The organism is Streptomyces sp. NBC_01314, assembly GCF_041435215.1.
In the GTDB taxonomy this organism is placed as follows: Bacteria; Actinomycetota; Actinomycetes; order Streptomycetales; family Streptomycetaceae; genus Streptomyces.
Genome location: NZ_CP108394.1, coordinates 11,096,999 through 11,120,917, shown reverse-complemented (window position 1 = coordinate 11,120,917; position 23,919 = coordinate 11,096,999). Strand labels below are relative to the sequence as shown.

Below are 23,919 nucleotides of genomic sequence, written 5' to 3'. Positions count from 1 at the left end.
CCATCACCAACTCTACCCTAACGTTAGAGTAGAGATCGGTGGGGTCGCACGGAACGCGGCCCGCCACGATGGGAAGGGCCAGGATCACAGGCGTGGACGACAAGCACATGCAGATCGGCGAAGTCGCCGCGCAGACCGAACTCTCCCTGCGCACCATCCGGCACTACGAGGAAACCGGGCTGGTGATCCCCTCCGCACGTTCCCCAGGCGGCTTCCGCCTCTACACCGAGACCGACGTCGCCCGGCTCATGGTGATCCGCAGGATGAAGCCGCTGGGCTTCACCCTGGAGCAGATGCGCGACCTGCTGGGTGCCACGGACCGCCTGGACAATGACGACACTCTCGACCCCGGCGAGCGCGAGGCCCTCCTGGAGCGCATACGCACCTACGAGCGGGCCGCCGCCGAACAGGTGGAAAAGTTGCGCGTCCAGCTGTCCCGCGCGGAGGACTTCGCGGCCACCCTCCGCAGCCGCCTGGATCAGGCCACCCCTGCTGTCCGGTCCTGAGGCTCAGCATGTCTGCCGGTGCTGCAACACGCCGAAGAAGAGCTCAGGTAGCCGAGCGGCACCCAGACGCGGGCGGCGTGCGCGTCGCGGACCGGGGGGCGAGGGCCGCCACGGAGCGTCGGGCGTCATCCATCGCCTCGCACAGGAGCGGCTCGTGCAGATGCAGCAGCTGGTCATCGCCGTCTTGGAGATGATGACGGCGCGCACTCTGCCAAGGGAGACGTCGCTGAGCCGTACGACACGGTGGTGTGTGGGCGGCATTGGCCCGGTCGGGTTCTGGTCCGCCTGGCGTATGCGGGACGGCAGTTGGGAGAGCGCGGTGGCCACCCTGCCCCGTCGCTGAGGGTGATCGAACTGTGGCAGCGGCGCAGCGTCGAGGAAGCCGCTGCTCTCGCCCCGTACGCGGATGAGTGACGAGGTAGAACGGGGCAAGGGAAGCGTCCCGGTCCAGTACCACCAGTTCGACATCAGTGACGAGGAAGGGCCGACCGGCCCCGACCTGGCCCGCGGGCACAACGGACTGCTCCAGGTCGCCGATGGCGTCACCGTTGTCATGACTGGTATCCACACCGGCGACGTCGACGTCACCGTCGTCCTCCACCAGGCCGAGCCCGCGCCTGACTGCGGTAACTGGCAGGAAATCGTGGAGATCTCCGCGCACTCCGACTCGGGCGAGCTCATGGTCCGCGGCATGATGAACGACCTGGACGAAGAACTTCCCGTCCTGTCGTTCAACGGCCCCGGCAGCTACCGGCTGCGTGTACATGCCCGCGGCCGGGACACCGCCGTCGACCTGGCCCCCGACGAGGTCACCGAGTGGTACCTCATCCAGTACAGCAAGGGGCGGGCATGACGGAATCGAACCTGGGTGGAGGTGCCTCTTCCGCTCGGACATGGGGCGCCGATGACGCAGATGCCCTTGCCCCGGTGTGCGGCTCGCACCCCCGGAACGAGTCCGTAGCCGGGCGACGACCCGGGTTTTTTGGCCTCTTGCGCAGCCCCCGTTCCCGCGAGGACACGCTGCGGCTCAGTACCGTCCCGACCTTGGCAACCAAGCAATGCGACTGATTTCAGTCACAACCCTGTTACGTGTCTGAATCCAGTGCAATGCTGTGACGGCGGTGATCCTCCAACCCCCGTGGAGGCCCCACCATTGGCCCCGCCCGCGTGCTACCACCTGGGCGGGGCCGCGCCGTCCCTCCCGCCCTCCCTACGGGAGGGCCGACGGCTGCGCAGAGGCCGCGCTCTCCGTCCAGTCCGACTACACCCCACGGGTCTGCCGCTCGCCTCAGAGATGTCCGGCCTCCAGGAAGGGCGGAACGGGCTGCTGGTGGGCGGAGAGAAGACGGTGGTGGCCGTCGCTGACCGAGTCCCGTGTCCTCACCGGACCCTTGGGCGCGGCCGGGGCCGCGGGGACAGCGCAGCCAGGGGCGCGCCCTGCAAAGCCGTGGGCCGCATGACGCGACGGCGACCTCGGTGATGACCCGGCCGGAGCGTATGAGGCGTCGGTGGGCGAGGTCACCACGGCGTTCGCGGAAGACGAAGTGCTGGAGCGGCGGTTCGTGCTGCCGGAGGTGGGCGAGGGCTTCGCTGGCCCCGGACGGATGGCGATCGGCTTTCACCTGCTCGACTACGTGGCGCACGCCTGGGACGTCGCGGTGACGATCGGCGCCCCGTGGGAGCCCGCCCCCGAACTCACCACCACCCGCGCTGCGCGTCGCCCCTCTGGTCCCGGACGAGGGGCGCGGGGCTGCCGGTTCCGTATTCCGCCGACGGATCGCCGTCCCCGACGACGCCCCGCCGGGCGACCGGTTGCTGGCCCTGCTCGGCCGCGATCCGTCCTGGACGCCGGGGCCATGCTGAGGAGCCGCTGGTGCCAGGGGCCGGTCGGAGACTCCTTTGGCGACCGTGCCGCGGCGAAGGGCGCCGACCGTGGCATGCGCGGTCGCCGGAGCGGCCCGCTCCTCGTCAGCGTCACCGACTTCACCAGCGACGTCGGCGTCAACATCGAGGAGCTGTACTTCGCCGGGCGCCGCTGCTTGGTCAAGGCCAAGGGCGCCCGGGCCAAGGTCCGCCGCCGGGGCCAAGCGCGCGGGGACTGCGTACTGGAGCCCGTGTACTGGGACGCCGGCACCGCCCGGCTGCTGCCCCGGCTCCTCAAGGGCCGATCCCGCGGGCCGGTGTTCGTCACTCACCGCCGACCGGTCCGGGCAAGGTCGTCAGCCCTCGTGACGTGTGCCCGGACACGGGCCTGGCCCGCCCTGTCGTACAGGCAGGCTCGCGCGCTGCTCGACGAGCACACCGCCCTGCGTGGCCCGGGGACGGGCTGGGACCTGCACGAGCACCGCCACTCTGCCCTCACCCACCTCGGCGAGCAGGGCGCGTCGCTGCTGATGCTGATGCTGATGCTGATGCTGATGACAAAGTCCCGGCACAGGAAGCCGGAGAACGTCCGCCGCTACTTCAAGCCCTCCCCCGAGGCGATCTCCGGCTGACCAGCCTGCTCGCCCGCCGTTGACCGCCTGCACCCCGCCAGGGCTGACCGCGCGGGCGGGGCCGTTAGCGCGGAATCACCCAGGCCGGTGCCCAGGTTCCGGCGATGTCGTGGCCGGCCGTTGTGGCGGCGAGGTGGGAGCGGAGGGTGGCCAGCGCTGGGTGGGGGTTGTCACGGTGCCAGAGGAGCGAGTGCGGGTAGACGGGCGTCGGATCGGTCACCGGGATACGGCGCAGGCCGTGGCCGGCGGGCCAGATGAGGCGTGTCTGCCCGCCCATGAAGGTGGCCAGGGCCGGAGTGTCGGCGATGGTGTCGAGGAGCGCGTCGGAGCCGAAGTTGGGGCCGGTCGCCTCGATGGTGAGGCCGAACTCGGCGACGAGGTCGTTGTAGTAGGCGCCCCACTCGGTACCGGGGACGATGCCGGGCATCCAGATCCGGTGCCCGGCGAGCTGAGCGACGGTCACCGACCGGGCGCCCGCCAGCGCGTGGGCGGGGCCGGTGAGGAGCTGGAGCGGCTCGTCGAGCACCCGGACAGACTCGATGTCCTCGGGAAGGGGCCGGCCGGGCGCGGCGACAGCGCGGAAGGACGCATCGATCGCACCGGACCGGATGGCGGCGACGGCCGTCTCGATCTCGAACAGCATCACCACGTCGAGGTCGATCTCGGAGTACGCGCGGTGGAAGCCGCGCATCAGACCCGACTGCGCGCCGCGCGAAGCGATCACGTCGACGCGCAGCGGACGGCGGCCGGGGCGCACGGACCCGACCGCGCGCTCGGCGGCGCGCAACAGCTCACGCGCGTGGGGCAGGAACGCCTGCCCGTCGATGGTGAGCTCGGCGCCGCGGGGGGCACGGGTGAACAATCGCACGCCGAGGCTGCGCTCCAGCGTGGCGATGCGCTTGGAGACAGCCTGCTGGGTGATCGACAGGTCGGCAGCGGCTTTCTGAAACTGGCCCGCTTCCGCGACGGCGACGAAGGTACGTACTGCTTCGAGATCCACGACGATCCACCTTATTGAACAACAGATGGTTGTGGATAACTGGCAGTGCAGTTGTTTGACCTGATGTTGTGCGGCTCGCTTAGCTCTCACAGGTCAACGTGAGTTTGTTCGGATGGGAGCTCTGCGCATGGTGGGCAGGAGACCGTTGGGCCGTCAGTTCGGCTGGCTGTGGACGGCATATGCGGTGAGCGCCTACGGGTCCGGGCTGGGGTTCGGTGCATTGCCGCTGATCGCCGTGCTGGCGTTGCACGCCAGTCCCGCTGAGGTGTCCGCGCTGTCCGCAGTGGGGCCCGCGGTGGGCGCGCTGATCGCGCTGCCACTCGCGCCGTGGGTCGAGTTTCGGCGCAAGCGTCCGGTCATGATCGCGATGGACCTGACCCGGTTCGCGGTCATCGCGACGATCCCGGTCGCCTACGCCTTCGGGCGGCTCAGTTTCGTACAGCTGCTCGTGATCTCGGCCGTGGTCGCCGCAGCCAAGATCGCGTTCAACGCGGCCAGTGGCGCCTACCTCAAGGCCCTCGTCCGGTCGGATGACCTGCTCGTGGCCAATGCGCGGTTCGAGTCCACGAACTGGAGCTCCATCGCGGTCGGGCCACCGCTGGGCGGGGCGGCGATCGGCCTGTTCGGGCCGGTCATCACCGTGGTGGCCGATGCGCTCAGCTACCTGTTCTCCGCACTGTGCATCACCGCGATCCGCGGCCGAGAAGAAGCGCCGCCGCAGACAACCGGCAAAAGCCCGGCCCGGGCGGGCGCGTTGCTTGACGGCTGGCGACACATCATGGGGCATCCCGGCTTGCGAGCGCTCTACCTCAACCAAGTGCTCGTTGCCGGTCTGATCATGGCCACGGAGCCACTGCTGGCCGTGCTCCTCCTTCGCCAGCTCGGGTTCTCACCCTGGCAGTACGGCCTCGCCTTCGCCGCTCCCTGCGTCGGCGGACTCATCGGCTCGCGGCTGGCCCGCCGAGTTGTGGCCCGCTACGGCCAGCACTGGGTCTTCCGGACCGCCGGCACCCTGCGCGCCATCTGGCTGATCGGCCTGGCCTTCGTGCGTCCCGGCGTCGTCGGCCTCGTCACCGTGATAGCCGTCGAGCTGGCGATCATCATCAACATGAGCCTGTACACCCCGGTGCTCGCCACCTACCGGCTCGAACACACCCCCAAGCATCTCGTCGCCCGAACCCTCTCGGCCTGGTCGATCGGCCAACAGGCGTCCATCGCCATCCTCACCGCGCTCGCCGGGCTGCTCGCCGACGTCACCAGCCCCCGCACCGCTCTCACGGTCGCGGGACTGCTCATCCTGACCACCCCGCTCCTGCTTCCCCGACACGACCAGACGTCGCAACACGAGCCGGAACTGTCCCGCAGCCACTCATGACACACCGCAACTCGCCACTGAAGCCCGCAGGCCGCAGGCCGCAGGCCGTCTGCCGGTGCCCGTCCGCGTCGACCATGCTCATACCACCAGCAAGGAGAACACTCGCGTGAGCACTGCCCCCGCACTTGACCCCACGCACACCGCACTTCTCGTCATGGACTACCAGCCCACGATCCTGGCCGTTCTGCCCGAAGACGGGGACCGCAACGCTCTGCTCAGTCGCGTAGAAAGGGCCATCGCCGACGTTCGCGCAAACGGCGGCACCATCGCCTACGTACGCCTCGGCTTCACCGAGGCCGACTGGGACGCGATCCCTGCCGTCAACAAGTCCTTCGCCCCGCTGGCCCAACACCGCGTCATGCACCACGAAGACCCTGCCACCGCCATCCACGAGCGCCTGGCTCCCCAGGACGGCGACATCACCGTGCGCAAGATTCGCTACGGCGGCACGTCCACCACCGACCTCGACCAGCAGCTGCGCGAGCGTGACATCACCACTCTGGTCGTCTCCGGCATCACTACCAGCGGCGTCGTCCTGTCCACCGTCATCGACGCGGCCGACCTCGACTACCAGCTCTACGTCCTGTCCGACGGCGTCGCCGACCCAGACACCGAAGTCCACAACGTCCTGCTCCACAAAGTCCTCCCCTCGCGGGCCCACATCATCGACACCGCCGAGCTGCACGCCCTGCTCCGGGCCGGCTGACTCGAACCACGAGCCGATGCCACCCACGGCCGCCGCACCCACCCGATACGGCGGCCGACTACACCCCAGGGTCGACCCAGCAGCGGGGCCTTCCCCGTGATCGTGGACACCGGTTGTCATGCGGCGGTGGCCAGCGGAGTTGATCGCTGTTCGTAGGTGATCGGGCTGATCTGGCCGATGCGGAAGTGCCGTTGGCGGGTGTTGCAGCGGGTCGCCCAGCGGAAGACTGCGAGACGGGCCTCACTGCCCCCGTTCCGCACAACCGCTTGACGCCGAAGGCGCCACGGTGATCCTCGACGAACTGGAAGCAGCTGCTCACCAACTGGTCTCCGCCGCAAAATACTTCGCGGCCCTCCGCAGGATCTCCCGCTCGAGCTCGAGTTCCTTCACCCGCGCCCACAGCGGTCGGTTCCCCTTCTCCATCACGGTGACCTCCACCGCCCCGGGCCGGGCACCCTGCTCGGCATCCCGCACCCACGTGCGGAGCGTCTCGTGGGTGACACCCAGGGTCCTTGGCCACCGACGCGTACGTCCACCCGGGGCTCAAGTGATACAGCGCGACGGCATCGGCCCGGAACTCAAGCGAGTGCTTCGACGTCCCCAACGGGAACTCCGGTCTCCGCTTGCGGCGCCGGCTCCTCTCGCCCGGATCCAGCCCGGTCGCCTCCTCGGGTGCATTGACCGAAGCGTGCACCGTCTGGGCGGCCATACGATCGCGGACGAGCCCTCGTGACGGCCCCTCGACCCGCGGACCTGCCGGCGCAGCAGGTCGTGGACGGCCTGATCGGTGCGGTCATCGCGCCACTAGCCGAAGTAGTGGTACACGGCGGTGTACGGCGGAAAGTCGTGCGGCAGATAACGCCACCGGCAGCCGACCCGGGCCTGATACGGGATCGCGTTGAGGATCTCCCGCATCAGGCGTCGCCCTCGCAAGCCCGCGCCGCAGTTGCCGACCGAGCACGGAGGAGGAGCTTACGGGTGACGGCCGATTCTCGGCTCGGTAGCGGTTGCCGAGGCGTCAAGCAGGGCGGCTGCCAGGGTGCGCAGGGAGTCGGCGAGGCGCCGGCCACCTTCCTGCTCCAGCAGACGCAGGATCGGGTCGCTCTGCAGGGCGCCGAGCAGCACATGGGCCAGGACCTCTGCGTCCAGGTCGGAACACTCCTCGCTGATCAGCGCGGTGATGTGGCCGTGCCAGAACTGGTAGACGGGGTGCGCGCCGGGTGGATCCTCTTCCGGCTTGTGCGCTGTCGTCGCGGCGTGGCCGAGCGCGGCCAGGAGTCCCTTGTTGCGGGCGACCACGCCGACGACGGCGTCGAGGAAGGCGAGGAGTCGGTCTCGTGCTGGGGCGCCCGGGCCCAGTGGAGGCGGCCCTGTCGTGACGGCTTCGCGCAGGGCGAGGGCACGTTCCACCATCAGTGCCCGCATGAGGCCCATGCGACTGCCGAAGCGGTGGAAGACCGTGCCCTTGCCGACGCCCGCTGCGGCTGCAACCTGCTCCATCGAGATCTGCTCGGGCCGGTGCAGCGCCAGGAGTTCCTCGGTCGCCAGCAGGATCGCGTGCCGATTCCGTACCGCGTCGGCGCGTTCGCGACGGCCTTCTGTCATCGAGTCCTCACTCCGCATGGACATCTGGACCGACGGTCCAGTACGGTCGGAAAGAACCTGACCGGTAGTCCACTTTAGCTTCCGGCGGTAAATGCCTCTGCCTACTGGCCCCTCAAGGAGCGTCCACATGCGACGAGTCCGCTACTACGAATACGGCGATCCGGACGTCCTCACAATGGAGGAGACCGATATCCCCACGCCGGGACCAGGACAAGTACTCATCCGGGTCGAGGCGATCGGAGCCAACTTCGTCGACACCAAGTGGCGGCGGGGGCCGTCCAGCGGAGCGCTCTTCCAGCGTTCCCTGCCGGGCAGACTCACCGGTGACGTGGTGGGCACCGTCGAAGCTGTCGGACCCGGCGTCGACACACACCACGTCGGCCAACGAGCAGCGGGACTGGCAGAGGACGCCTTCGCCGACTACGTCGTCACCGACACGCAATGGCTCGCCCCGGTACCCGACGCACTCGACCTCGGTGCGGCGAGCATGCTGCCCATGGGTGCCCCGGTGGCACTGCGGACCCTGCGCGCCGGCCGACTCGCACCGGGTGAGACGGTCCTGATCCATGCCGCTGCGGGCGGCATCGGACACCTGGCCGTACAACTCGCCAAACTGCTCGGTGCCGGCACGGTCATCGCCACCGCAAGCTCACCGGCCAAACTCGACTTCGTCCGCAAATACGGCGCCGACATCGCCGTCGACTACACCGACAGCGGCTGGCCCGAACAGGTACGCAAGGCTGCGCCGCGAGGCGTGGACGTCGTCCTCGACTCCGTCAGCGGCCAGACCCTGCAGCAGAGCCTGGACCTGCTGGCCCCGTTCGGCCGGATCGTGATCTACGGCGCCGCGAGCGGTGCCCTGGCCGGCATCCCTCCCACCAGCCTCTTCGCCCTGAAGTCCGTGACCGGATTCTCCCTCCTCGCCTGGCGCGCGGCCGACCCGGAGCAGGCACGCCGCGAAATGACCGAGGCGGCCAGCTACTTGACGACCCGACAACTGCGCACGGCCGTCCACGCCCGTCTCCCCCTCGCTGAAGCCGCCACAGCACACCGACTCCTCGAAAGTCGGTCCCAACTCGGCCGCATTCTCCTCCTTCCCTGACCAGACCCGACACGCCGAAACCCACGTCCGCACCCCGGCGAACCGCCCGGCCGGGCCCGTCCCCCCGGAGCGGCCGACACATCGATGCCCCACACCAAAACGCCCTCCCCCAGGAGACCTCAGGAGACCCCCACGTGAGCGATCGGGCGGAGTTGGGTCTGTCAATCCTGCGGCCCTGTCAGGCAATCGGTGGTAACGAAGCGTGAGCGGACCCGGGAACCCGAAAACCTGCGCCGAGCTCCGCGCTGCCGGCCCACCCTGGTCACCCCCTACCGGGAACATCTCCGTCGGCGCCGTGCGGAAGACCCGGCCTTCCCCGTCAAACAGTTGTTCCGCGACCCAGGGCCGAGCCGAGGGCGACCGGCCCATCACCACCCCACGGCGCCTGCCCCGCCTTCTCCTCACCCGCCCGGCAACCTGCGGGACAAAAACGCCGCACTCCTTGGCAAGCTCACTGCCGCCTGCCCCGAGGTGACCGCCCTCACCAAGCCGGTCCGGGAGTTCACCGCACTCCTCCCCCGGCCTCAGGCAACGAGACAGTACCCACGAAGTGGATCACGGCGTGCGTGCCGCCGACCTGCCCTACCTGCACGCCTTCACCAACGGCCTCGACGAGCTCGATCGCACCGCTGTCGACGCCGGCATCACCACCCCGCACCACAACGGCCGCACCGAAAGCGTCAACACGGACCAAGAGAATCATGCGGCAGATGCACGGCAGAGCCAGGTCCCCCTCCTCCGGTGATCGCCACAGAGTGCAACCACCGATTACATGACCGAGTCGGACATTTTGCGTCGCCCATCCTCGCCGTCTTCAACGAGGCCACCGGGCACTGCGACCGGTAGCCCTACCCCAGCCCCATCAGGAAACGGATATTGCATAACGAACTGCCCTCTTGCTGAACGCCGGGCGTGAGTTCAATGCGCACGCCACACGCCCTCACCCTCTCCCTGAGGATGAAGACGTTGTCGGTCCGTGCCCGCCACCCGATGGGCACGGCGTAATAGCGCCCGGCGCGCTCCACGGCGGGCTATTCAGGGTTTGGCATAGTCGCGTGTCGTCCGTCACTTTCACGCCCGCCCTGGGGTGCCTCATCCGCCCGCGGCACCCTCGGCCTCCCAGCGCAGCAGATCGCCCGGCTGGCACTCGAGCACCTCGCAGAGCGCGGCGAGCGTCGCGAAGCGCACTGCCTTGGCGCGGCCGTTCTTGAGTACCGCCAGGTTGGCGGGCGTAATCCCTACGCGGTCCGCGAGCTCGCCCACGGACATCTTCCGCCTGGCCAGCATCACGTCGATGTCGACGGTGATCGGCATCAGATCACCTCGTCCAGCTCGGCCTTCATCTGCGCCGCTTCGACGTCGCGCGCGACGGCCTGGGCGAGCAGCATCCGCAGGACGAGCACGATGAGCGCGACCCCCAGAATGGCCATGCCGATCCCGCCCATGATGACGGTGACGCCCGGGTCGTCCCGCTGGCCCGGCGCATTGAGGGCCGTGACCGCGAACCACACGAGGGCAGCCGCCACGATCGCGCCGATCACGCCGTCCACGTAGCGGAAGGCGGCGTGGGAGAACACAGTTCCGCGTCGCACCATCGTCACCAGTCGCCAGACGCAGACCAACGCGGCCTGTACCGACACCATGCCCAGGATCGTGACCACGCGCAGCGGGGTCAGCGGGAGCGACCCGTCCTCCGGGTCGGTTGCCAAGGCCCACACCATCAATGCCTGCACGAACACGGTGCCGGCGAGCATCATCACGAGCACGGCGCGCAGCGCACGCACTGTCAGTCTTCCCATGACCCATTCTCCCATCGAGTTGCGATGGGAATCTATCGATATTCGATAGATTAAGCAAGAGCTGGTTCAGCCGGTCGGGCCAGTTCAACGTGAGGTACGCCTTGCGGTCCTTCACCTCCTACAGCGCGGCGGGCTCGCGGTCGTCAACGGTCATCGGCGTTCTCCTTCCACTCGCCTCTCGCGTTCTTCTCACGCGGATCCAGGCGGGGTTACGGCGAACGGCGGGCCCACGAACCCTGCCCCACTGCTCCAGCAGCACATTTCGGTCGGTGCCGTCACCCCTCTCACGGTGGAGCACCTCGGAAATCGCCATGCCGCGCTACACCACCCGCAAATCAAGCTCCGCCGCGTACGACGGGCTGCGCAGAACCGCCCCGAAGACCCTCAGAGGGCTGCTGCCGCGTCGACGAGAGATCAAGGTCTCGGGGCCTCTGAGAGTCGGATTCAGCGTCGTCTTTCCGAGCCCACCCGCTACGAATGATCATGGTGTGCAGGAAACAGACGAGGCCCCGGTATGCGCGAGGCTGCACTCAGTCTGGTGTTACGGAAAAGCAGCGCCGTTCGTCCTTCCGTGCCAGGCAAGCCTGTACGCGGCTCAGGATGTCGTCGGCAGCGGCGGCCATCGGGGTCGACACCGAGCCCATCTCATCGAATCTGTCCTGCACGACGACCTGGTGAACGCGGCTCCCCGGCACGACGATCTCTACCTGATCGCCCACCACACCCCGGTCGATGCGGGCCCACACCGTCTCGCACACCTCCGAGTGGCGAATTTTGACGACTGTGCCGGCGAAGCGGTGTTCTCCCAGCTCAACAGGCGGCGTCTTGGCCGTGGAACAGTCCTGGTCTTCTGGGCCCTTTCCCGTGCAGGAGGCTGCATGGCAGCCGATGCTCGGGGCAGCGAAGTCCGTCGTCGCGGCACGGTTTCCGGCTGGGCCGTCGCCGGAGGGGGACAGGGCGATCAGTAGCCCGGCAGCCAGTGCGGACACTCCGCCGAGGATGCCGACGTAGAGCCAGGAGATACGCGGGCGGATTCGTTTCGTGTCGGCGAGCGGGGCCACCGCGCTCGCCGACACGCCCTCCGGCATGCCCCACGCCGTGTCTTGACAGTGCGCGGCCCGCTCGCCGTCCTGCGTGCTCCGGCCGGCGCGGCAGCTCCATGCTGCCTCCGCCAACTCCCACAGGGCGACGGGACGTTGTGGTTGCTTCCCGGCCAAGGCGCACAACTGCTCAACAGCGTGTCGGGGCGGCATGGCCCTTGCGTTGAGGTACCGATCCCATGAGGACTTGCTGTAGGGGGTCTTGTCCGCCAGACGTGCCAGGCTCAGTCCCGTGACAGCGCGCAGCTCACGCAGTCTCACGGCGAGCCGGACACACTCCGCGGGCACTTCCCGCTCTCCGTCCAGCCCTCGGGTGCTCTGGTCGCTCATGTGCGCAGCACCTTCCAGGTGTCCGGGCCGATGATCCCGTCCACAGCGATGCGCGCCCGGTCTTGTATGCGCCGCACCGCACGTTCCGTGTTCTCGCCGAGGGAACCGTCGATGACCCCAGGCGAGATGCTGTGATGAACCAGCAGGCACTGTGCCTCCACCACCGACCAGCGGGAAGCGTCCCGTTGGATCAGCTCCGTGCGTGTGCGGCTGTAACTGGCGTACAGCAGACCGTCATCGGAGTCCCGCTGGACCTCACAGGCGTACTCTTTGCCCGGCTCGTAGACGAACTCCCCCAAGGTTGGGTGCACTTGCCCTGTGTACGGTTTCCCGTTCCCACTACGCGCTGCGGCCCGCGTCGCGTTCTCCCAGGGCGCGAGGAGCATCAGGCCGATCATCATCACGAGGGCCGTGGTGACACTGGAGAGCATGATGACCAGCCACGGCACAGACTGGCGTACGCACGTGGTTCCCGTGCTTCGTACACCCTGCGGACCTGCCAATTCGGCCGAGGCCGACGGTCCTGACGTTTCTGGGCCCCCTTGCTGCGCCGCCGCCAGCTCCCGCAGTTCCAAGAGGGGCGCGGGCTGCGCGTCGCACGCCTGCGCGAGCGATTCGATGGCCTTCTCCGGAGGCGTCGCCCTGCCGTTGAGATAACGGTCCCAGGAGGATTTGCTGAATCCCGTCCTGGAGGCAAGGGCCGCGATGCTCAGTCCGCTGCGGTCCTTGTGCTCCCGCAGCAGTACGACGAGTTGCCGCAGCCGCGGATCGAGTGACTCGGGTAAGTCCTTCCAATGAGACATATCCACCCCCGTGAGTCTCTGAAACTGGCTTCAGCATGCCAGAGCCGATGTGTCGTGAGCACGGCGCACACGCCGCGTCCCACCCCCCCTTTTTTTGCCGCCTTCCTGCCTCTCCCGGCCTCCGCCGCGCCGACGGCGACTCGCCGCCCAGCGTCCCGCCCCAACCTCACCCGAGACGCCATCTCCGCAGGTCAACGGGTTTCGCATCCCGTGATCACCCAACCTGCCTCATCGCCCTGGCCAGCGGGCTCCGGCACAGCACATCCTCTGATGGACGCGGCAAACGGCGGGCCATCCCGTACGGCGTGCCGCGTCCACGACCGTCAACACGCCTTGAGGCACCCGCGCTTCAGGCACACGGGGAAGGACCACCATGACCCTCCGCAAGCAGCTCGTCGCCGTCGCCATGACCGGAGCACTTGCCGGCGGCGGCCTGGCCGCCACCACTACCAGCGCCGGCGCAGCCGTGCAGGGCGAACTGACCGCCCAGTCCTGCTACGGCAGCGCCAAGAACTACACCAAGAAGGAGGACTTCCACCTGGTTCCGCTCCCGAGTCAGACGCCGGACTTCTTCAAGACCACGGCCAACTGCGCCGACATCAACATCAAGACCAACAGCAACCGCTACGTCAAGGTCTGCTTCTACAAGAGCAACGGCGACCTCAACTACTGTCAGGACGACTACGAGTACGCCGAGAAGGACACGTGGAAGGTGATCGCCACCGACGTCAACAACGGCGTCAAATTCCGCTTCTACTTCAAGATCACTGCCACCGCCACCGGCGAGTACGCGGCCTGAGCGACTCCTCGCCGTCCGGGCAGGTCGCCAACCTCATCCGCTGACACACTCAAGGTCTTGATGCCGGACGCCAGCAGACGTTCGGCATCAAGACCTCCTGCGCGCTCCCCTGGAACACCATCCTGCTGGTCCGGCCCTTCATGGCGCATTGCACTCTCATCTTCTGCACCGGTTCTCACGGGCGAGGAGCCATGGTCACGCCACGGCTGCCGGTTCGTGCGAGGGCTGTAACAGACACGGGATGCCGGTGACCCGGCTCCCCTCAAGTGGCAAGAATAGCCATGTCGCTTACGCATCGACCGACTCCAAGTCGGTCACGGGGGAAGAGGAAACCGCATGAACTCGAAAATGGTCGGGGCCGGTTCATTGCGTCGGGGCCTGCGTGGCACCGTCCTGGGTGCGACCGTGGTCGCGGCTCTGTTGACGGTCACCGCCTGCCAGCCCTCCGAGGGTGACGACAAGGCAGCCGCATCGCCGACCGCCACCCCCTCGGGCTCCACATCGGCCGGGGGCACCGAGCCCTCGGGCGACTCCGGGACCGGCAGCAGCAGCCCGACGGGCGCGGAGACCGGGGACAGCGGTGAGACCGGCGGCGGCAACAGCACCGAGTACGCCGACTGCGAGGTCACCGGGCTCAACACAGCGGTCGAGCTTCAGGACGACTCCGGGGAGACCCCCCGCCACTTCCTGCTGACCGTCACCAACGACACCAGGACGCCGTGCGTCCTCAACGACGCGCCGCAGGTGCGGCTCAAAGCCGGCAACGACGCCCCGATCGTCGAGACGCTCGAAGAGCCGGACACCGAACCGGTCGTCGTCGAGGGAGGCGGCAAGGCGTACGCCGGCCTGTACGTCTTCGGCAACGACGAGGGCGGCGAGGCGGAGTACGACCAGTCCGACCGTTTCACCGCCACTCTGGTCGCCGGCGAGGGCACCGAACTGAGCGGCACGCTCATCTTCGACCTGCCCGACGGTCTCGACACCGTCTCCGTCGACGACGCGGCGCGGGTGAACGGCTGGGCCGGCACCGAGGGACTGGCGATGCGCCCGATCATCCAGCTCTGAGAAAGGCGCGGGGACCGTCGCACGCCCTCGCCGGGGGCGGGACGACGGCGGTCCCCGGGCCGGCCCGGTACGACCAGCGCGATCGATGTAAGCGCCGCCCGCAGCACTGGCGTGTACGGGCGTGCGGGCTGGTCAGGCCCTCCACCTGTTCGGCGAACGTCACCGCCGGGCAAGCGGTGTTGGTGCACCTGAAGCGCCGTACCAGAAACTCGAGCACGACCGGAGTGGCGCCGAGGGGAGCGTCAGCCGTCGGCCGCAGATACCGGCCGTGCGCCCGCCACGACGGCAACGTGCACTGCGAACATCTCAGCGGGAGCGTCCGGCACGACGTACGAAACGTGACCACCCCGGACGTCCGCTCGACGGACTCCACGACCACACCGGATACGTGTGTTCCGAACAGGCGAGGTGGCCGGCGGCTCGTAGGCGTCCGGGCCCAGCGTGAAGGGGACCGGGATCGAGGGCTCTTCGTGGTTGGTCGGGGTCGTCAGGTCCACGCCGGCTGCAGTCGGTCTACCAGCGGGTGCCGTGGTCGGCCGTACCGCTGGACGCGTGGGAGGCGCACGAGAACGCCTGGCGGCAGGCGTCCCGCCCCGCCTCCCCCGGCTGAGCCCCCCAGAACGCGGCGGAGATCGTCCGGCTGCGGGAGCGGGAAGTCGAACCCGCTGGGACGATCGTCACGCACGCATACTGGAGCGAGTTCGCCCCAGCCGACGTCCTCGCGGCCCGTGACGCGCTCAAGCGCCACCACGAGCAGCAGATGGCCGACGCGTCCAGCCAATGCCGCATCGGGCAACGTTTGCTCTGGCGCGACCGTGTCGCCATTAGCTGGTCCTCAGCGTTCCCTCTCAGCGGTCTTCCGCGGGTCGTCCGCCAGAATGCGGTCCGTCAGCCGCCGTACCTGCTCCTCCACGGGGTGATCGCTGGTGACGAACAACTCGTACCGGTAGAGATCTGTACGCTCGCCTGACTCCCGGACCTGGTGGAATTCGACATCAACACCCTGAGGGCTGGTGAGCGCCTCGGGGAGACCGGGCTCCTCACGTCGTGGCCAGCAATTCGTAAGAACGCAGCCCCACCGCTCGAACCAGCCGCTGTCCGCAAGCGTCTGCTCGAGGAGCCGGGCAACGGTGTCCAAAGGCTCTTCCCAGCTGCGGTCCACGGCGGCCCGCGCGAGCTCGGCCTCGTACTGGGCGCTGTCGAAACGGAACTCCGCCGGCACCGCTGTGATGTTGCTGGTGTTTTCCCAGGCGTCCCAGATCACTTGATCGCCCTCGCGGCGTATGGTCACGTACAGGGCTCCGCAGCAGCCGGCCGTGCATGTCGGCTCGCTGATCATGATCCTGCGGGATTCGTCCGTGACCGCCAGCGGCCAGCTCTCGGCCGGCCCCCTCCAGTGTCGGCAGCTGAGTCCGAGACCTTCCGGATGGACTTCCTCCAGGACGTCCACGCCGTCGATCAGAGGACGTACTTCGGCCCAGGGATCCGCCGCCCAGTCGTCCGGAATCCTGTGCCGCAAAGTCAAGGTGTTGATCGTCAGAGGTTCGGCCACACCCCCCATGATCGGTTGAGGCCAGACAGCCGCATACTTATTTTCTGACTGTGATGATCCTCGGGAGTGCACCAGCGCGGTCATCGTTCGTGATTCGGCTGAAGCTGCTCGAATGTTGCGCGGTCAGCGTAGGACAGATGAGGCCCCTACCCGCGAGCACGCCCAGCGTCTCCTACTCGATGACCATCCGGCTCGAAGTCCCGCGGCAGGCAACGCGGTCTCCCAGCTGACAGCCACCATGGAGGCGCCGGGCGCTCAGTCACCGCCCTCGACGTCATCTCATCCGACGTCGGCCGTCTCGGCGTCGACGTCACCATCGCCGCCACCTCCCCTGCCCACGCCGACGAGATCGCCGAACAGCTGCGCAACATCGAGGGCGTCACCCTCGGCAAGGTCTCCGACCGTACGTTCCTGATGCACCTCGGCGGCAAGATCGAGATGGCGTCCAAACACCCCATCCCCAACCGTGACGACCTCTCCATGGTCTACACGCCGGGCGTGGCCCGCGTCTGTATGGCGATCCTCGAGAACCCCCGAGGACGCCCCGCCGCCTCACCATCAAACACGACTCTCCGTTGCGGTCGTGACGGACGGCTCGGCCGTGCTGAGCCTCGACGAAGTGTCCGGGCCCGGTGCGCATCGGCCGGACGGTCACCCGGGACGTCGTCTCCGTGGCCCCGGTTTGTGCCGGCTGTCAACCCGCCTGTAGCCGCCCCTCGACCGCAGCGGCGCTGAGGAGTTTCGCGCGAGGCGCCACCCACCGACACGCCTCGCGGGCCTTGGGGCCCTCGCCGAGCGGTTCCCGTCGTCGGGCGATCTGTCCGCCGAGGCCAAGCGGGGGAACCCGGACAGTCGAGACCCGCTACGCCGCCCACGCCTACCCGCGCACGATCCACTTCATCGACGCCCTGCCCAAAACCCCCAGCGGCAAGACCCAGCGCTACATGCTGCGCCGTCGTCGGCGAAGCCGCCGGTCGTCTGATCGTCGCTCACGGGGGCCTGTGGGTACGTTATGCAGTACCCTAGTTCCCATTCACAAGGGTCGGCCTTCCGGCCCGGACGACCACCCGCCGCTTCAGGCGGGGACGCTCATGGGAGACTGCTGCGGTGACGGCCCAACCTGACTCACGCGACCGACGCCCGCGCCGAACGGCGCGCCGACGGGTTGTCGACACAGGTCGGCGGGACGAGCTGCTGCGCCAGGCCGAGGCGATCATCCTGACTGAAGGCTTCACCGCGGTGACCATGGATGAGCTCGCCCAGCGACTGGGGTGCTCCAAGGCGACGCTGTACAGCCTCGCCTCCACGAAGGAACAACTGGTACTGGCGGTCACCCGCACCTTCTTCCGGGACGCGACAGCCGAGATCGAACAGGCTGTCCAGGCCGAACCCGACCCCCGGCAGCGGATCCGGGTCTACCTCGCCGGCGTCGGCACGGCCATGCGCCGGCATTCCCACGCCTTCTACGACGACATGGTCGGCTACGAGCCGACGGCGCAGATCTACCGCAAGAACTCCGCCGCCGCGGCGCACCGCGTCCACGAACTGATCGAGGAGGGCGTGCAGAGCGGCGTTTTCCGCGCGCTCAACGGCCATTTCGCCGCCCAGGTCGTGGCGGTCACCATCGACGCGGTCCAGTCGGGGATCCTCCTGGAGAGGACCGGCCTGACCGCCGGCGACGCCTTCTCCGAACTCGGGGACCTCCTGCTCGACGGGCTCAGTTCGGGGCAGGGCGCATCCGAGCCTCCCTCCACAACTACCCGCCCGCCCAGGGATCAGGTCTCGGCGCCCAGGTAAATCAGCGGGCACCCAGCGATGTCGGTGCCGTGCGCCAGGCGCGACAACTTCCCGATAGGGATGATGCTCGTCGAACGGGGGTACGACGAGCCCACCATCTAGCTATTCCGTCGCGCACGCGTTTGAGCAGGTCACCGACTGACGAGCACGGTAACCGACCGGCCGCGTGACGGACCGCTCCTGGCTCTGACTGGCCTTATCAAGAGGCAAGCACTTCGACGACGGCGACCGGCCATCACTGTAATGCGGCTCAGCAGGCTTCGGGATCTCCCTCAGCGTCGTGACCACGACCGCCTCCATCTGATCAACGCTGATGGTGGGCGGCCGGCCCGGTCGGGACTCGTCGACCAAGCCGTCCAGCCGCTCCGCCAGGAACCCCGGCGCCGCCACTTGCGGACGGTGTCAGCGGCCACCCGCAACTCGCGGGCGACCGCGACGATCCGCGGTACCTCTGGACTCGCGCACGTCAGCACGATCCGCGCGCGCAGAGCAAGCGCCTGCGCCAACGGCACGCGCCGCGTCCACCGCTCCGGCTCTGGCAACGAGTCCTGCAGATCGCACACCCCTCCCGGAGCTACCCCGAACCCGACTGACCCGTCGCCAGCTGATCTCCAGCTACAAGAATCTCGCCACAGCCGGATGCGGTCGTACGCCGACACCAGCCCCTCGCGCCTCCCATCAGCGGCTGGCCGGCTCGCCTCCGGCTGCGGTGAGGCGGCAGATGCCGGCCTCGTGGGAGCTCTTCAGGCTTCCCCTTGAGTCCCACCTTGGAGTCGGGTACGTTACGCGAGCTGTTCGTACCCAAAAGCGTACCCGAAGGAGGATGCATGGAGCCGCAGCCGACTACGAGCGCCGAGCGTGTAAGCGCTCGGGTAAGTGAGCTCGTCGAGATCTTCTCGGCGCCCGACGCCGACCCGGCATGGTTGATGTGCGACCGTCACCCGGGCGAGTCGGTGGCGTTCACGTTCTTCGAGCCGGACGGCTCCACCGTCGACCTGAGCTTCGGAGAACTGCGCGAACGGTCGCAACGGTTCGCCGGGCTGCTGACCGAGCTCGGTGTAGGGCGAGGTGACCGGGTGGCGACCCTGATGGGCAAGAGCGCCGATCTTCTGACGGTGCTGTTGGGGATCTGGCGGACAGGCGCGGTGTACGTCCCCCTTTTCACCGCGTTCGCCACCGACGGGGTCTCGTCGCGGCTGTCCGGGGCGCAGGCCAAGGTCGTCGTCGCCGACGCGGACCAGGCCGCGAAGGTACCGGACGGGCCATGGGCGGTGCTCGTGTCCGGTGGTGGTTCCGAGGTTCGCGAGGACCGGCGGCTTGGCGACCGACTCGCCGCGGTGAAGCCGTTCGAGGCGAGCACTCCGATCGGGGGCGACGGCGCGTTCGTGCACATGTTCACCTCGGGTACCACCGGTGCACCGAAGGGCGTCGTACATCCGCTGCGCTATGTCGCGGGATGGCAGTCCTATCTCGAATTCGCCCTGGGCGTGCGCGAGGAGTCCGTGTTCTGGTGCGCCGCCGACCCGGGTTGGGCGTATGGGCTCTACACCGCTGTCGTCGCGCCCATGGTCCTGGGCCTGCGCAGCGTGTTGCAGCGCGGCGGGTTCGACGTGACCGCGACCTGGCGGGCTCTCGCCGATCTCGGGGTGACCGACTACGCCGCTGCGCCGACGGTATACCGGGCGTTGCGCAGCGGTGATGTGCCGGTGCCCGCCGGGTTGAGCCTGAGACGGCTGTCCAGCGCGGGTGAGCCGCTGACCGCCGAGGTCAACGAGTGGGCGGTCCCGGCGCTCGGACTGCAGGTGCACGACCATTACGGGCAGACCGAGCTCGGCATGGCCATCGGCTTCCCTCACCATCCGGACCTGGAGGTGCCGGTGATCCCGCAGACCACGGGCAAGGCGTTGCCGGGCTGGTCGGTGACGGTGTTGCGGGAAGACGGCGGCATCGAGGCGGAGGCCGGAGAGCCCGGTCTGCTCGCCATCGACGTCTCCACGAGCCCGTTCATGACGTTCGCCGGCTACGTCGGCCGGGAAGCCACGGACCGGTTCACCGCCGACGGGCGCCACTACCTCTCCGGTGACCTCGCGGTGCGCAACGCCGACGGCACGCTGCGGTTCTCCTCCCGTGACGACGACGTGATCATCATGGCCGGGTACCGGATCGGGCCGTTCGACGTGGAGTCCGTGCTCGCTCAGCACGCCGCGGTGGCCGAATGCGCGGTGGTCGCCGCGCCGGATCCCGTGCGGGGCGAGGTGATCGAGGCGTTCGTCGTGCTGCGCACCGGGGCCGAGGAGTCCGACGAGCTGGTCGCCGAGCTGCAGAACCACGTACGGGAGCGCTACGCCGCCCATGCCTACCCACGCCGGGTGCATATCGTGACGAGTCTGCCCAAGACCGCCAGCGGCAAGATCCAGCGCGCCAAGCTGCGCAAGGACCTGCGCGAGGCCGCCGGGACGACGCCGTGACGGAACTGTCCTCGACCACACTGCGCGTCGAGCAGCACGGGCTGGTCCGCAGACTGGTACTCAACAGGGCGCGGCAGCGCAACGCGCTCAACGCCTCTCTCGTCGACGCACTCACCGCCGCACTGACCGAGGCCGAACAGGATCCCTCGACCAGCGCGGTCCTGGTCACCGGGGCGGGGCCGAGCTTCTGCGCCGGTGCGGACCTGAAACACCTGCTGGCTCTGGCCGAGGCGGGAGCGTCGCCGGTGCCGTTCCTGCGCACCGTCTCCGACCTGACCCGCCGCCTCGAGCGCAGCGCGCTTCCGGTGGTCGCGGTACTGCACGGTCATGCCGTCGCGGGCGGTCTGGAGATCGCGCTGGCGTGTGACGCCGTCGTCGCGGAGGCAGGCACACTGATCGGCGACGGGCACATCCGCAACCATCTGGTGCCTGGCGGCGGGTCGGCAGTGCGGATACGCCGTAAGTTGGGCGATTCTCTGGGCCGGTGGCTCGGCCTCTCCGGCGAGCTGCTTCCCGCCGAGCGATTCCTCGCCACCGGGTGGCTGCACGAGGTCGTCGAGCCCGGGCAGGGCGCTGACGCCGGTCTGCGCGTCGCCGAGATCTTCGCCGCGGCCGCGAATCCCGCCCAGGCCGCCCTGAAGCGCACGTTCGCCGAGCTCGACGAGGAACCGACGGTCGAGTCGGGCCTGTCCCTCGAGCTCGACGAGTTCGACCGGCACTGGTCCAACCACGACGTTCCCCGTGAGCTGCGCCGTTTCTTCGCCCGCACCACCGCGGGCCGGCCCGAAAGGCAGCGATGAACCGCTACACCGGACAGACCGTCCTGGTCACCGGCGCCGGGCAGGGCCTCGGTCGCGCCATGGCGCACCGCTTCGCCGCCGAGGGCGCCGCCGTGATGATCGGAGAGATCAACGAGGCCGCCGGTGCAGAGCTCGCCGCCGAGCTGACCGACGAGCATGGCGTGACCGCTGAGGCCCGCGTCATTGACGTGACCCGCTCGGACCAGGTGAACGAGTGGATCGCCCAGGTCCACACCGACCACGGCCGCATCGACGTCCTGGTCAACAACGCCGGGATCATCCGCGACAACCGCGCGACCGACATCGACGACGCCGACTGGCACGCCGTGCTCGACACCAGCCTGTCTGCCGCCTTCTTCTGCATCCGCGCGGTGCTGCCGGTCATGCAGGCGCGACGTTACGGCCGGATCCTCTCCTTCTCCTCGATGAGCTGGCGAGGCAACTACGGACAGGCGAACTACGTCGCCGCCAAGGCCGGGATCGTCGGGCTCACCCGCACCATCGCTCTCGAAGGAGCCCGCCACGCCATCACCGCCAACGCCATCGCTCCCGGTCTGATCGAGACCCCGATGCTGGCCTCGATGAACGGCCCCGCCCGCGACAAGCTCGTCTCCAAGGTGCCGCTGCGCCACACGGGCGACCCCGCCGACATCGCCGAAGCCGCCGCCTACCTCTGCTCACCCGCCGCCGGCTACGTCACCGGCGTCGTCCTTGACGTCGACGGCGGCCTCGGCATCGGATCCTCCATCCGCTGAGCCCCATCGATCCCCGCCATGTCCGGAAGGCGGGCCCCTCACACATCGCGCCATACGGGCTGCCCACAGTTCAGCCCCCTGTCAAAGGAGACACATGCGCCAGATCGAGATTGAGTACGACGTTCCCGTGCCGATGCGCGACGGCACCGTGTTGCGAGCGGATGTCTACCGCCCGGCAGGTGACGGCCCGTTTCCCGTCATCGTGCAGCGCACGCCGTATGACAAGTCGCTCTCGATTGGGGAGGCGTTGCTCGATTTCCGGCTCGCCGCGCGGAACGGGTACATCGTCGTCAACCAGGACACCCGTGGTCGGGCCGTCTCCGACGGTGAATGGGTGCCCTGGAAGTACGAGCGGGAGGACGGGTACGACACGATCGAGTGGGCTGCGTCCCTGCCGGGCAGCAACGGCAAGGTCGGCATGGTCGGCGGGAGCTATCTCGGGTCCACCCAATGGAGCGCCGCGATCTCCGGCGCCCCGCACCTGGTTGCGATCACACCGTCCATCACATGGGCGGACCCGGCCGACGGTCTGCTCTTCCGTGGTGGTGCGATCGAGCTGGGCCTCAACGCGTTCTGGGGTGGTTTCACCGCGCTGGGGCAGTATCCGAAGGAAGGGCTCCCGGTCGAGGAGCTGATGGGCAGGATCGGCGCGGCCGTCGCTGATATGGACGACCTGGCCACCGTCGGCTACTGGGGGCTGCCGTCCGGAAACCTGCCGGTGATCGTCCGCACAGGTCAGCCCGACCTCGGAGTCACCCGCGCGCTGGCCAACCCGGCGACCCTCGCCGAGTCACGTGTCTGCGATCACTACGCCAAGCTGGAGCTGCCCAGCCTGAACAGCGCGGGCTGGTACGACGTCTTCGGGCAGGGCAGCCTCGACAACTACATCGGCATGCGCGCTCACGGCCGCGTCGCCCGGCTCATCGTCGGTCCGTGGCACCACTCCCTTACGGTGAGTGACACCGCCGGTCCGGGCAAGGTCGGCGAGGTCAACTTCGGTCTCGCGGCAGCGGGTCCGTTCGGCAAGCCCCTACCGGATGTCCATCTCGAATGGCTGGACCACTGGCTCAAGGACGGACCCGCGACGTCGGCTCATGAGTCAGGTGTGATGATTTTCGTGATGGGTGTCAACCAGTGGCGCCTCGAAGAGGACTGGCCACTCGCTCGCGCGAGGGATACCCCCCTTTATCTGGGCGAAGACGCGACCCTGTCCTGGGAATCGCCGACTGACGAGAACGCCGAGTCGGACTTCACCTACGATCCAGCCGACCCGGTGATCACCCGTGGCGGCGACCTCGTCATGTCCAGCGAGTTCCCCGCAGGCCCCTTCGATCAGCGCGTCACCGAAGAGCGTGACGATGTGCTCGTGTTCACCACACCCCCGCTGGAGGCCGACGTCGAGGTCACCGGACACGTGTATGCCACGCTCTTCGCCGCAACGGACGGTCCGTCCACGGACTGGGTGGTCCGCCTGTGCGACGTCGATCAGAACGGGGTGTCCCGCAACATCGTCGACGGCATCACCCGAGTGAAGACCGAACCGTCGCGCATCGACGAGATCGAGGTCGACCTGTGGTCCACGTCGAACGTGTTCAAGGCGGGGCACCGCATCCGCGTCCAGGTGACCTCCAGCAACTTCCCGCGCTGGGACCGCAACCTCAACACCGGCGAACCGGAGACCGAAGGGACGACCACGCGCGTCGCCCAGCAGCGCATCTTCCACGACAGCTCACGGCCGTCACACATCAGGCTCCCCATCGTCGCTGACTGACCGGTGCAAATCGAGGGAAGCCGTCGGGACCGGCAGCGCGGCACCGCGCCCACCCATCTCCGCACGGCTCTCGCCCTGTAGCTCCGTGGTC

Annotated in this window: 23 protein-coding genes and 4 pseudogenes; 16 read left to right on the top strand and 11 right to left on the bottom strand. The window is 68.5% G+C overall.

Annotated elements, in window-relative coordinates; genetic code table 11:
• Window positions 1–92 precede the first annotated feature (92 nt).
• The 4 genes and pseudogenes from OG622_RS49175 to OG622_RS49160 form a co-directional block, all read left to right on the top strand.
• Window positions 93–506 carry a MerR family transcriptional regulator gene (locus tag OG622_RS49175; protein WP_371583898.1) on the top strand — a complete coding sequence of 138 codons (414 nt, stop codon included), beginning with the start codon at window positions 93–95 and terminating at the stop codon, window positions 504–506.
• 154 nt (window positions 507–660) lie between these two features.
• Window positions 661–849 (top strand): hypothetical protein, encoded by a 189-nt coding sequence (locus OG622_RS49170; protein WP_371583897.1) that lies wholly within the window; start codon window positions 661–663, stop codon window positions 847–849.
• A gap of 63 nt (window positions 850–912) precedes the next feature.
• Window positions 913–1,359 (top strand): hypothetical protein, encoded by a 447-nt coding sequence (locus OG622_RS49165; RefSeq protein WP_371583896.1) that lies wholly within the window; start codon window positions 913–915, stop codon window positions 1,357–1,359.
• A 1,141-nt stretch (window positions 1,360–2,500) separates the two neighbouring features.
• Window positions 2,501–3,024, top strand: a pseudogene (locus OG622_RS49160) (site-specific integrase); the annotation flags it as partial.
• 41 nt (window positions 3,025–3,065) lie between these two features.
• Here OG622_RS49160 and OG622_RS49155 read toward each other — a convergent pair.
• On the bottom strand, window positions 3,066–4,001 hold the full coding sequence (locus OG622_RS49155; protein WP_371583895.1) for a LysR family transcriptional regulator: 936 nt from the start codon (window positions 3,999–4,001) through the stop codon (window positions 3,066–3,068).
• A gap of 127 nt (window positions 4,002–4,128) precedes the next feature.
• Here OG622_RS49155 and OG622_RS49150 point away from each other — a divergent pair, with 127 nt between their 5' ends.
• Together OG622_RS49150 and OG622_RS49145 are read left to right on the top strand one after the other, a co-directional pair.
• A complete protein-coding gene (locus OG622_RS49150; protein ID WP_371583894.1) occupies window positions 4,129–5,376 on the top strand; it encodes an MFS transporter in 1,248 nt (415 codons plus the stop codon).
• Window positions 5,377–5,482: 106 nt separating this feature from the next.
• Entirely contained in the window at window positions 5,483–6,082 is a 600-nt protein-coding gene (locus OG622_RS49145) for a cysteine hydrolase (protein ID WP_371583893.1), read from the top strand.
• Between the two features lie 315 nt (window positions 6,083–6,397).
• Here OG622_RS49145 and OG622_RS49140 read toward each other — a convergent pair.
• The 3 genes and pseudogenes from OG622_RS49140 to OG622_RS49130 all read right to left on the bottom strand — a co-directional run.
• Window positions 6,398–6,610: pseudogene (locus OG622_RS49140) on the bottom strand (transposase); the annotation flags it as partial.
• A gap of 276 nt (window positions 6,611–6,886) precedes the next feature.
• Window positions 6,887–6,997 carry a transposase gene (locus OG622_RS49135; RefSeq protein ID WP_371583892.1) on the bottom strand — a complete coding sequence of 37 codons (111 nt, stop codon included), beginning with the start codon at window positions 6,995–6,997 and terminating at the stop codon, window positions 6,887–6,889.
• A gap of 57 nt (window positions 6,998–7,054) precedes the next feature.
• Complete coding sequence (locus tag OG622_RS49130; protein ID WP_371583891.1) at window positions 7,055–7,687, bottom strand: TetR/AcrR family transcriptional regulator; 633 nt, start codon at window positions 7,685–7,687, stop codon at window positions 7,055–7,057.
• Window positions 7,688–7,814: 127 nt separating this feature from the next.
• On the opposite strand from OG622_RS49130, the gene OG622_RS49125 reads away from it, so the two are divergent.
• Together OG622_RS49125 and OG622_RS49120 are read left to right on the top strand one after the other, a co-directional pair.
• The gene (locus OG622_RS49125) at window positions 7,815–8,789 is read left to right on the top strand and encodes a zinc-binding alcohol dehydrogenase family protein (protein ID WP_371583890.1); all 975 of its coding nucleotides are present in this window, start codon (window positions 7,815–7,817) and stop codon (window positions 8,787–8,789) included.
• Between the two features lie 186 nt (window positions 8,790–8,975).
• Window positions 8,976–9,565 (top strand): annotated as a pseudogene (locus OG622_RS49120) (transposase); the annotation flags it as partial.
• 316 nt (window positions 9,566–9,881) lie between these two features.
• On the opposite strand, the gene OG622_RS49115 reads toward OG622_RS49120, so the two are convergent.
• From OG622_RS49115 to OG622_RS49100, 4 genes are all read right to left on the bottom strand, one after another.
• Window positions 9,882–10,103 carry a helix-turn-helix domain-containing protein gene (locus OG622_RS49115; RefSeq protein ID WP_371583889.1) on the bottom strand — a complete coding sequence of 74 codons (222 nt, stop codon included), beginning with the start codon at window positions 10,101–10,103 and terminating at the stop codon, window positions 9,882–9,884.
• The gene (locus OG622_RS49110; protein WP_371584460.1) at window positions 10,103–10,588 is read right to left on the bottom strand and encodes a DUF2975 domain-containing protein; all 486 of its coding nucleotides are present in this window, start codon (window positions 10,586–10,588) and stop codon (window positions 10,103–10,105) included. Before OG622_RS49110 ends, OG622_RS49115 begins: the two co-directional genes overlap by 1 nt.
• A 530-nt stretch (window positions 10,589–11,118) precedes the next feature.
• A complete protein-coding gene (locus OG622_RS49105) occupies window positions 11,119–12,018 on the bottom strand; it encodes a helix-turn-helix domain-containing protein (protein ID WP_371583888.1) in 900 nt (299 codons plus the stop codon).
• Window positions 12,015–12,821 carry a helix-turn-helix domain-containing protein gene (locus OG622_RS49100; protein ID WP_371584459.1) on the bottom strand — a complete coding sequence of 269 codons (807 nt, stop codon included), beginning with the start codon at window positions 12,819–12,821 and terminating at the stop codon, window positions 12,015–12,017. Before OG622_RS49100 ends, OG622_RS49105 begins: the two co-directional genes overlap by 4 nt.
• A gap of 373 nt (window positions 12,822–13,194) precedes the next feature.
• On the opposite strand from OG622_RS49100, the gene OG622_RS49095 reads away from it, so the two are divergent.
• Together OG622_RS49095 and OG622_RS49090 are read left to right on the top strand one after the other, a co-directional pair.
• A complete protein-coding gene (locus OG622_RS49095; RefSeq protein ID WP_371583887.1) occupies window positions 13,195–13,620 on the top strand; it encodes a hypothetical protein in 426 nt (141 codons plus the stop codon).
• 336 nt (window positions 13,621–13,956) lie between these two features.
• Entirely contained in the window at window positions 13,957–14,685 is a 729-nt protein-coding gene (locus OG622_RS49090; RefSeq protein ID WP_371583886.1) for a DUF4232 domain-containing protein, read from the top strand.
• Here OG622_RS49090 and OG622_RS49085 read toward each other — a convergent pair.
• The 3 genes from OG622_RS49085 to OG622_RS49075 all read right to left on the bottom strand — a co-directional run bounded on the left by OG622_RS49085 (window position 14,672) and on the right by OG622_RS49075 (window position 16,246).
• On the bottom strand, window positions 14,672–15,031 hold the full coding sequence (locus tag OG622_RS49085; RefSeq protein ID WP_371584458.1) for a transposase family protein: 360 nt from the start codon (window positions 15,029–15,031) through the stop codon (window positions 14,672–14,674). The genes OG622_RS49090 and OG622_RS49085 overlap by 14 nt on opposite strands.
• Before the next feature lie 167 nt (window positions 15,032–15,198).
• The gene (locus OG622_RS49080) at window positions 15,199–15,366 is read right to left on the bottom strand and encodes a hypothetical protein (protein ID WP_371583885.1); all 168 of its coding nucleotides are present in this window, start codon (window positions 15,364–15,366) and stop codon (window positions 15,199–15,201) included.
• Between the two features lie 154 nt (window positions 15,367–15,520).
• Window positions 15,521–16,246 (bottom strand): hypothetical protein, encoded by a 726-nt coding sequence (locus OG622_RS49075; protein ID WP_371584457.1) that lies wholly within the window; start codon window positions 16,244–16,246, stop codon window positions 15,521–15,523.
• Between the two features lie 128 nt (window positions 16,247–16,374).
• Here OG622_RS49075 and OG622_RS49070 point away from each other — a divergent pair.
• From OG622_RS49070 to OG622_RS49045, 6 genes and pseudogenes are all read left to right on the top strand, one after another.
• Window positions 16,375–16,883 (top strand): annotated as a pseudogene (locus OG622_RS49070) (NAD-dependent malic enzyme); the annotation flags it as partial.
• 461 nt (window positions 16,884–17,344) lie between these two features.
• Window positions 17,345–18,034: a TetR/AcrR family transcriptional regulator gene (locus tag OG622_RS49065; protein ID WP_371583884.1), complete on the top strand. Its 690-nt coding sequence runs from the start codon at window positions 17,345–17,347 to the stop codon at window positions 18,032–18,034.
• Window positions 18,035–18,861: 827 nt separating this feature from the next.
• On the top strand, window positions 18,862–20,502 hold the full coding sequence (locus tag OG622_RS49060) for an AMP-binding protein (RefSeq protein ID WP_371583883.1): 1,641 nt from the start codon (window positions 18,862–18,864) through the stop codon (window positions 20,500–20,502).
• Entirely contained in the window at window positions 20,499–21,302 is an 804-nt protein-coding gene (locus tag OG622_RS49055; protein WP_371583882.1) for an enoyl-CoA hydratase/isomerase family protein, read from the top strand. Before OG622_RS49060 ends, OG622_RS49055 begins: the two co-directional genes overlap by 4 nt.
• A complete protein-coding gene (locus tag OG622_RS49050; protein WP_371583881.1) occupies window positions 21,299–22,057 on the top strand; it encodes an SDR family NAD(P)-dependent oxidoreductase in 759 nt (252 codons plus the stop codon). Before OG622_RS49055 ends, OG622_RS49050 begins: the two co-directional genes overlap by 4 nt.
• A gap of 94 nt (window positions 22,058–22,151) precedes the next feature.
• Window positions 22,152–23,828 (top strand): CocE/NonD family hydrolase, encoded by a 1,677-nt coding sequence (locus tag OG622_RS49045; RefSeq protein WP_371583880.1) that lies wholly within the window; start codon window positions 22,152–22,154, stop codon window positions 23,826–23,828.
• Window positions 23,829–23,919 lie beyond the last annotated feature (91 nt).

What these genes read in the sequence shown, in the direction of transcription:
- OG622_RS49165 (WP_371583896.1), top strand. Translation starts at nt 913, where the DNA reads ATGAGTGACGAGGTAGAACGGGGCAAGGGAAGCGTCCCGGTCCAGTAC.
- OG622_RS49150 (WP_371583894.1), top strand. Translation starts at nt 4,129, where the DNA reads ATGGTGGGCAGGAGACCGTTGGGCCGTCAGTTCGGCTGGCTGTGGACG.
- OG622_RS49135 (WP_371583892.1), bottom strand. Translation starts at nt 6,997, where the DNA reads ATGCGGGAGATCCTCAACGCGATCCCGTATCAGGCCCGGGTCGGCTGC.
- OG622_RS49130 (WP_371583891.1), bottom strand. Translation starts at nt 7,687, where the DNA reads ATGACAGAAGGCCGTCGCGAACGCGCCGACGCGGTACGGAATCGGCAC.
- OG622_RS49125 (WP_371583890.1), top strand. Translation starts at nt 7,815, where the DNA reads ATGCGACGAGTCCGCTACTACGAATACGGCGATCCGGACGTCCTCACA.
- OG622_RS49115 (WP_371583889.1), bottom strand. Translation starts at nt 10,103, where the DNA reads ATGCCGATCACCGTCGACATCGACGTGATGCTGGCCAGGCGGAAGATG.
- OG622_RS49110 (WP_371584460.1), bottom strand. Translation starts at nt 10,588, where the DNA reads ATGGGAAGACTGACAGTGCGTGCGCTGCGCGCCGTGCTCGTGATGATG.
- OG622_RS49105 (WP_371583888.1), bottom strand. Translation starts at nt 12,018, where the DNA reads ATGAGCGACCAGAGCACCCGAGGGCTGGACGGAGAGCGGGAAGTGCCC.
- OG622_RS49100 (WP_371584459.1), bottom strand. Translation starts at nt 12,821, where the DNA reads ATGTCTCATTGGAAGGACTTACCCGAGTCACTCGATCCGCGGCTGCGG.
- OG622_RS49095 (WP_371583887.1), top strand. Translation starts at nt 13,195, where the DNA reads ATGACCCTCCGCAAGCAGCTCGTCGCCGTCGCCATGACCGGAGCACTT.
- OG622_RS49090 (WP_371583886.1), top strand. Translation starts at nt 13,957, where the DNA reads ATGAACTCGAAAATGGTCGGGGCCGGTTCATTGCGTCGGGGCCTGCGT.
- OG622_RS49075 (WP_371584457.1), bottom strand. Translation starts at nt 16,246, where the DNA reads ATGGGGGGTGTGGCCGAACCTCTGACGATCAACACCTTGACTTTGCGG.
- OG622_RS49060 (WP_371583883.1), top strand. Translation starts at nt 18,862, where the DNA reads ATGGAGCCGCAGCCGACTACGAGCGCCGAGCGTGTAAGCGCTCGGGTA.
- OG622_RS49050 (WP_371583881.1), top strand. Translation starts at nt 21,299, where the DNA reads ATGAACCGCTACACCGGACAGACCGTCCTGGTCACCGGCGCCGGGCAG.
- OG622_RS49045 (WP_371583880.1), top strand. Translation starts at nt 22,152, where the DNA reads ATGCGCCAGATCGAGATTGAGTACGACGTTCCCGTGCCGATGCGCGAC.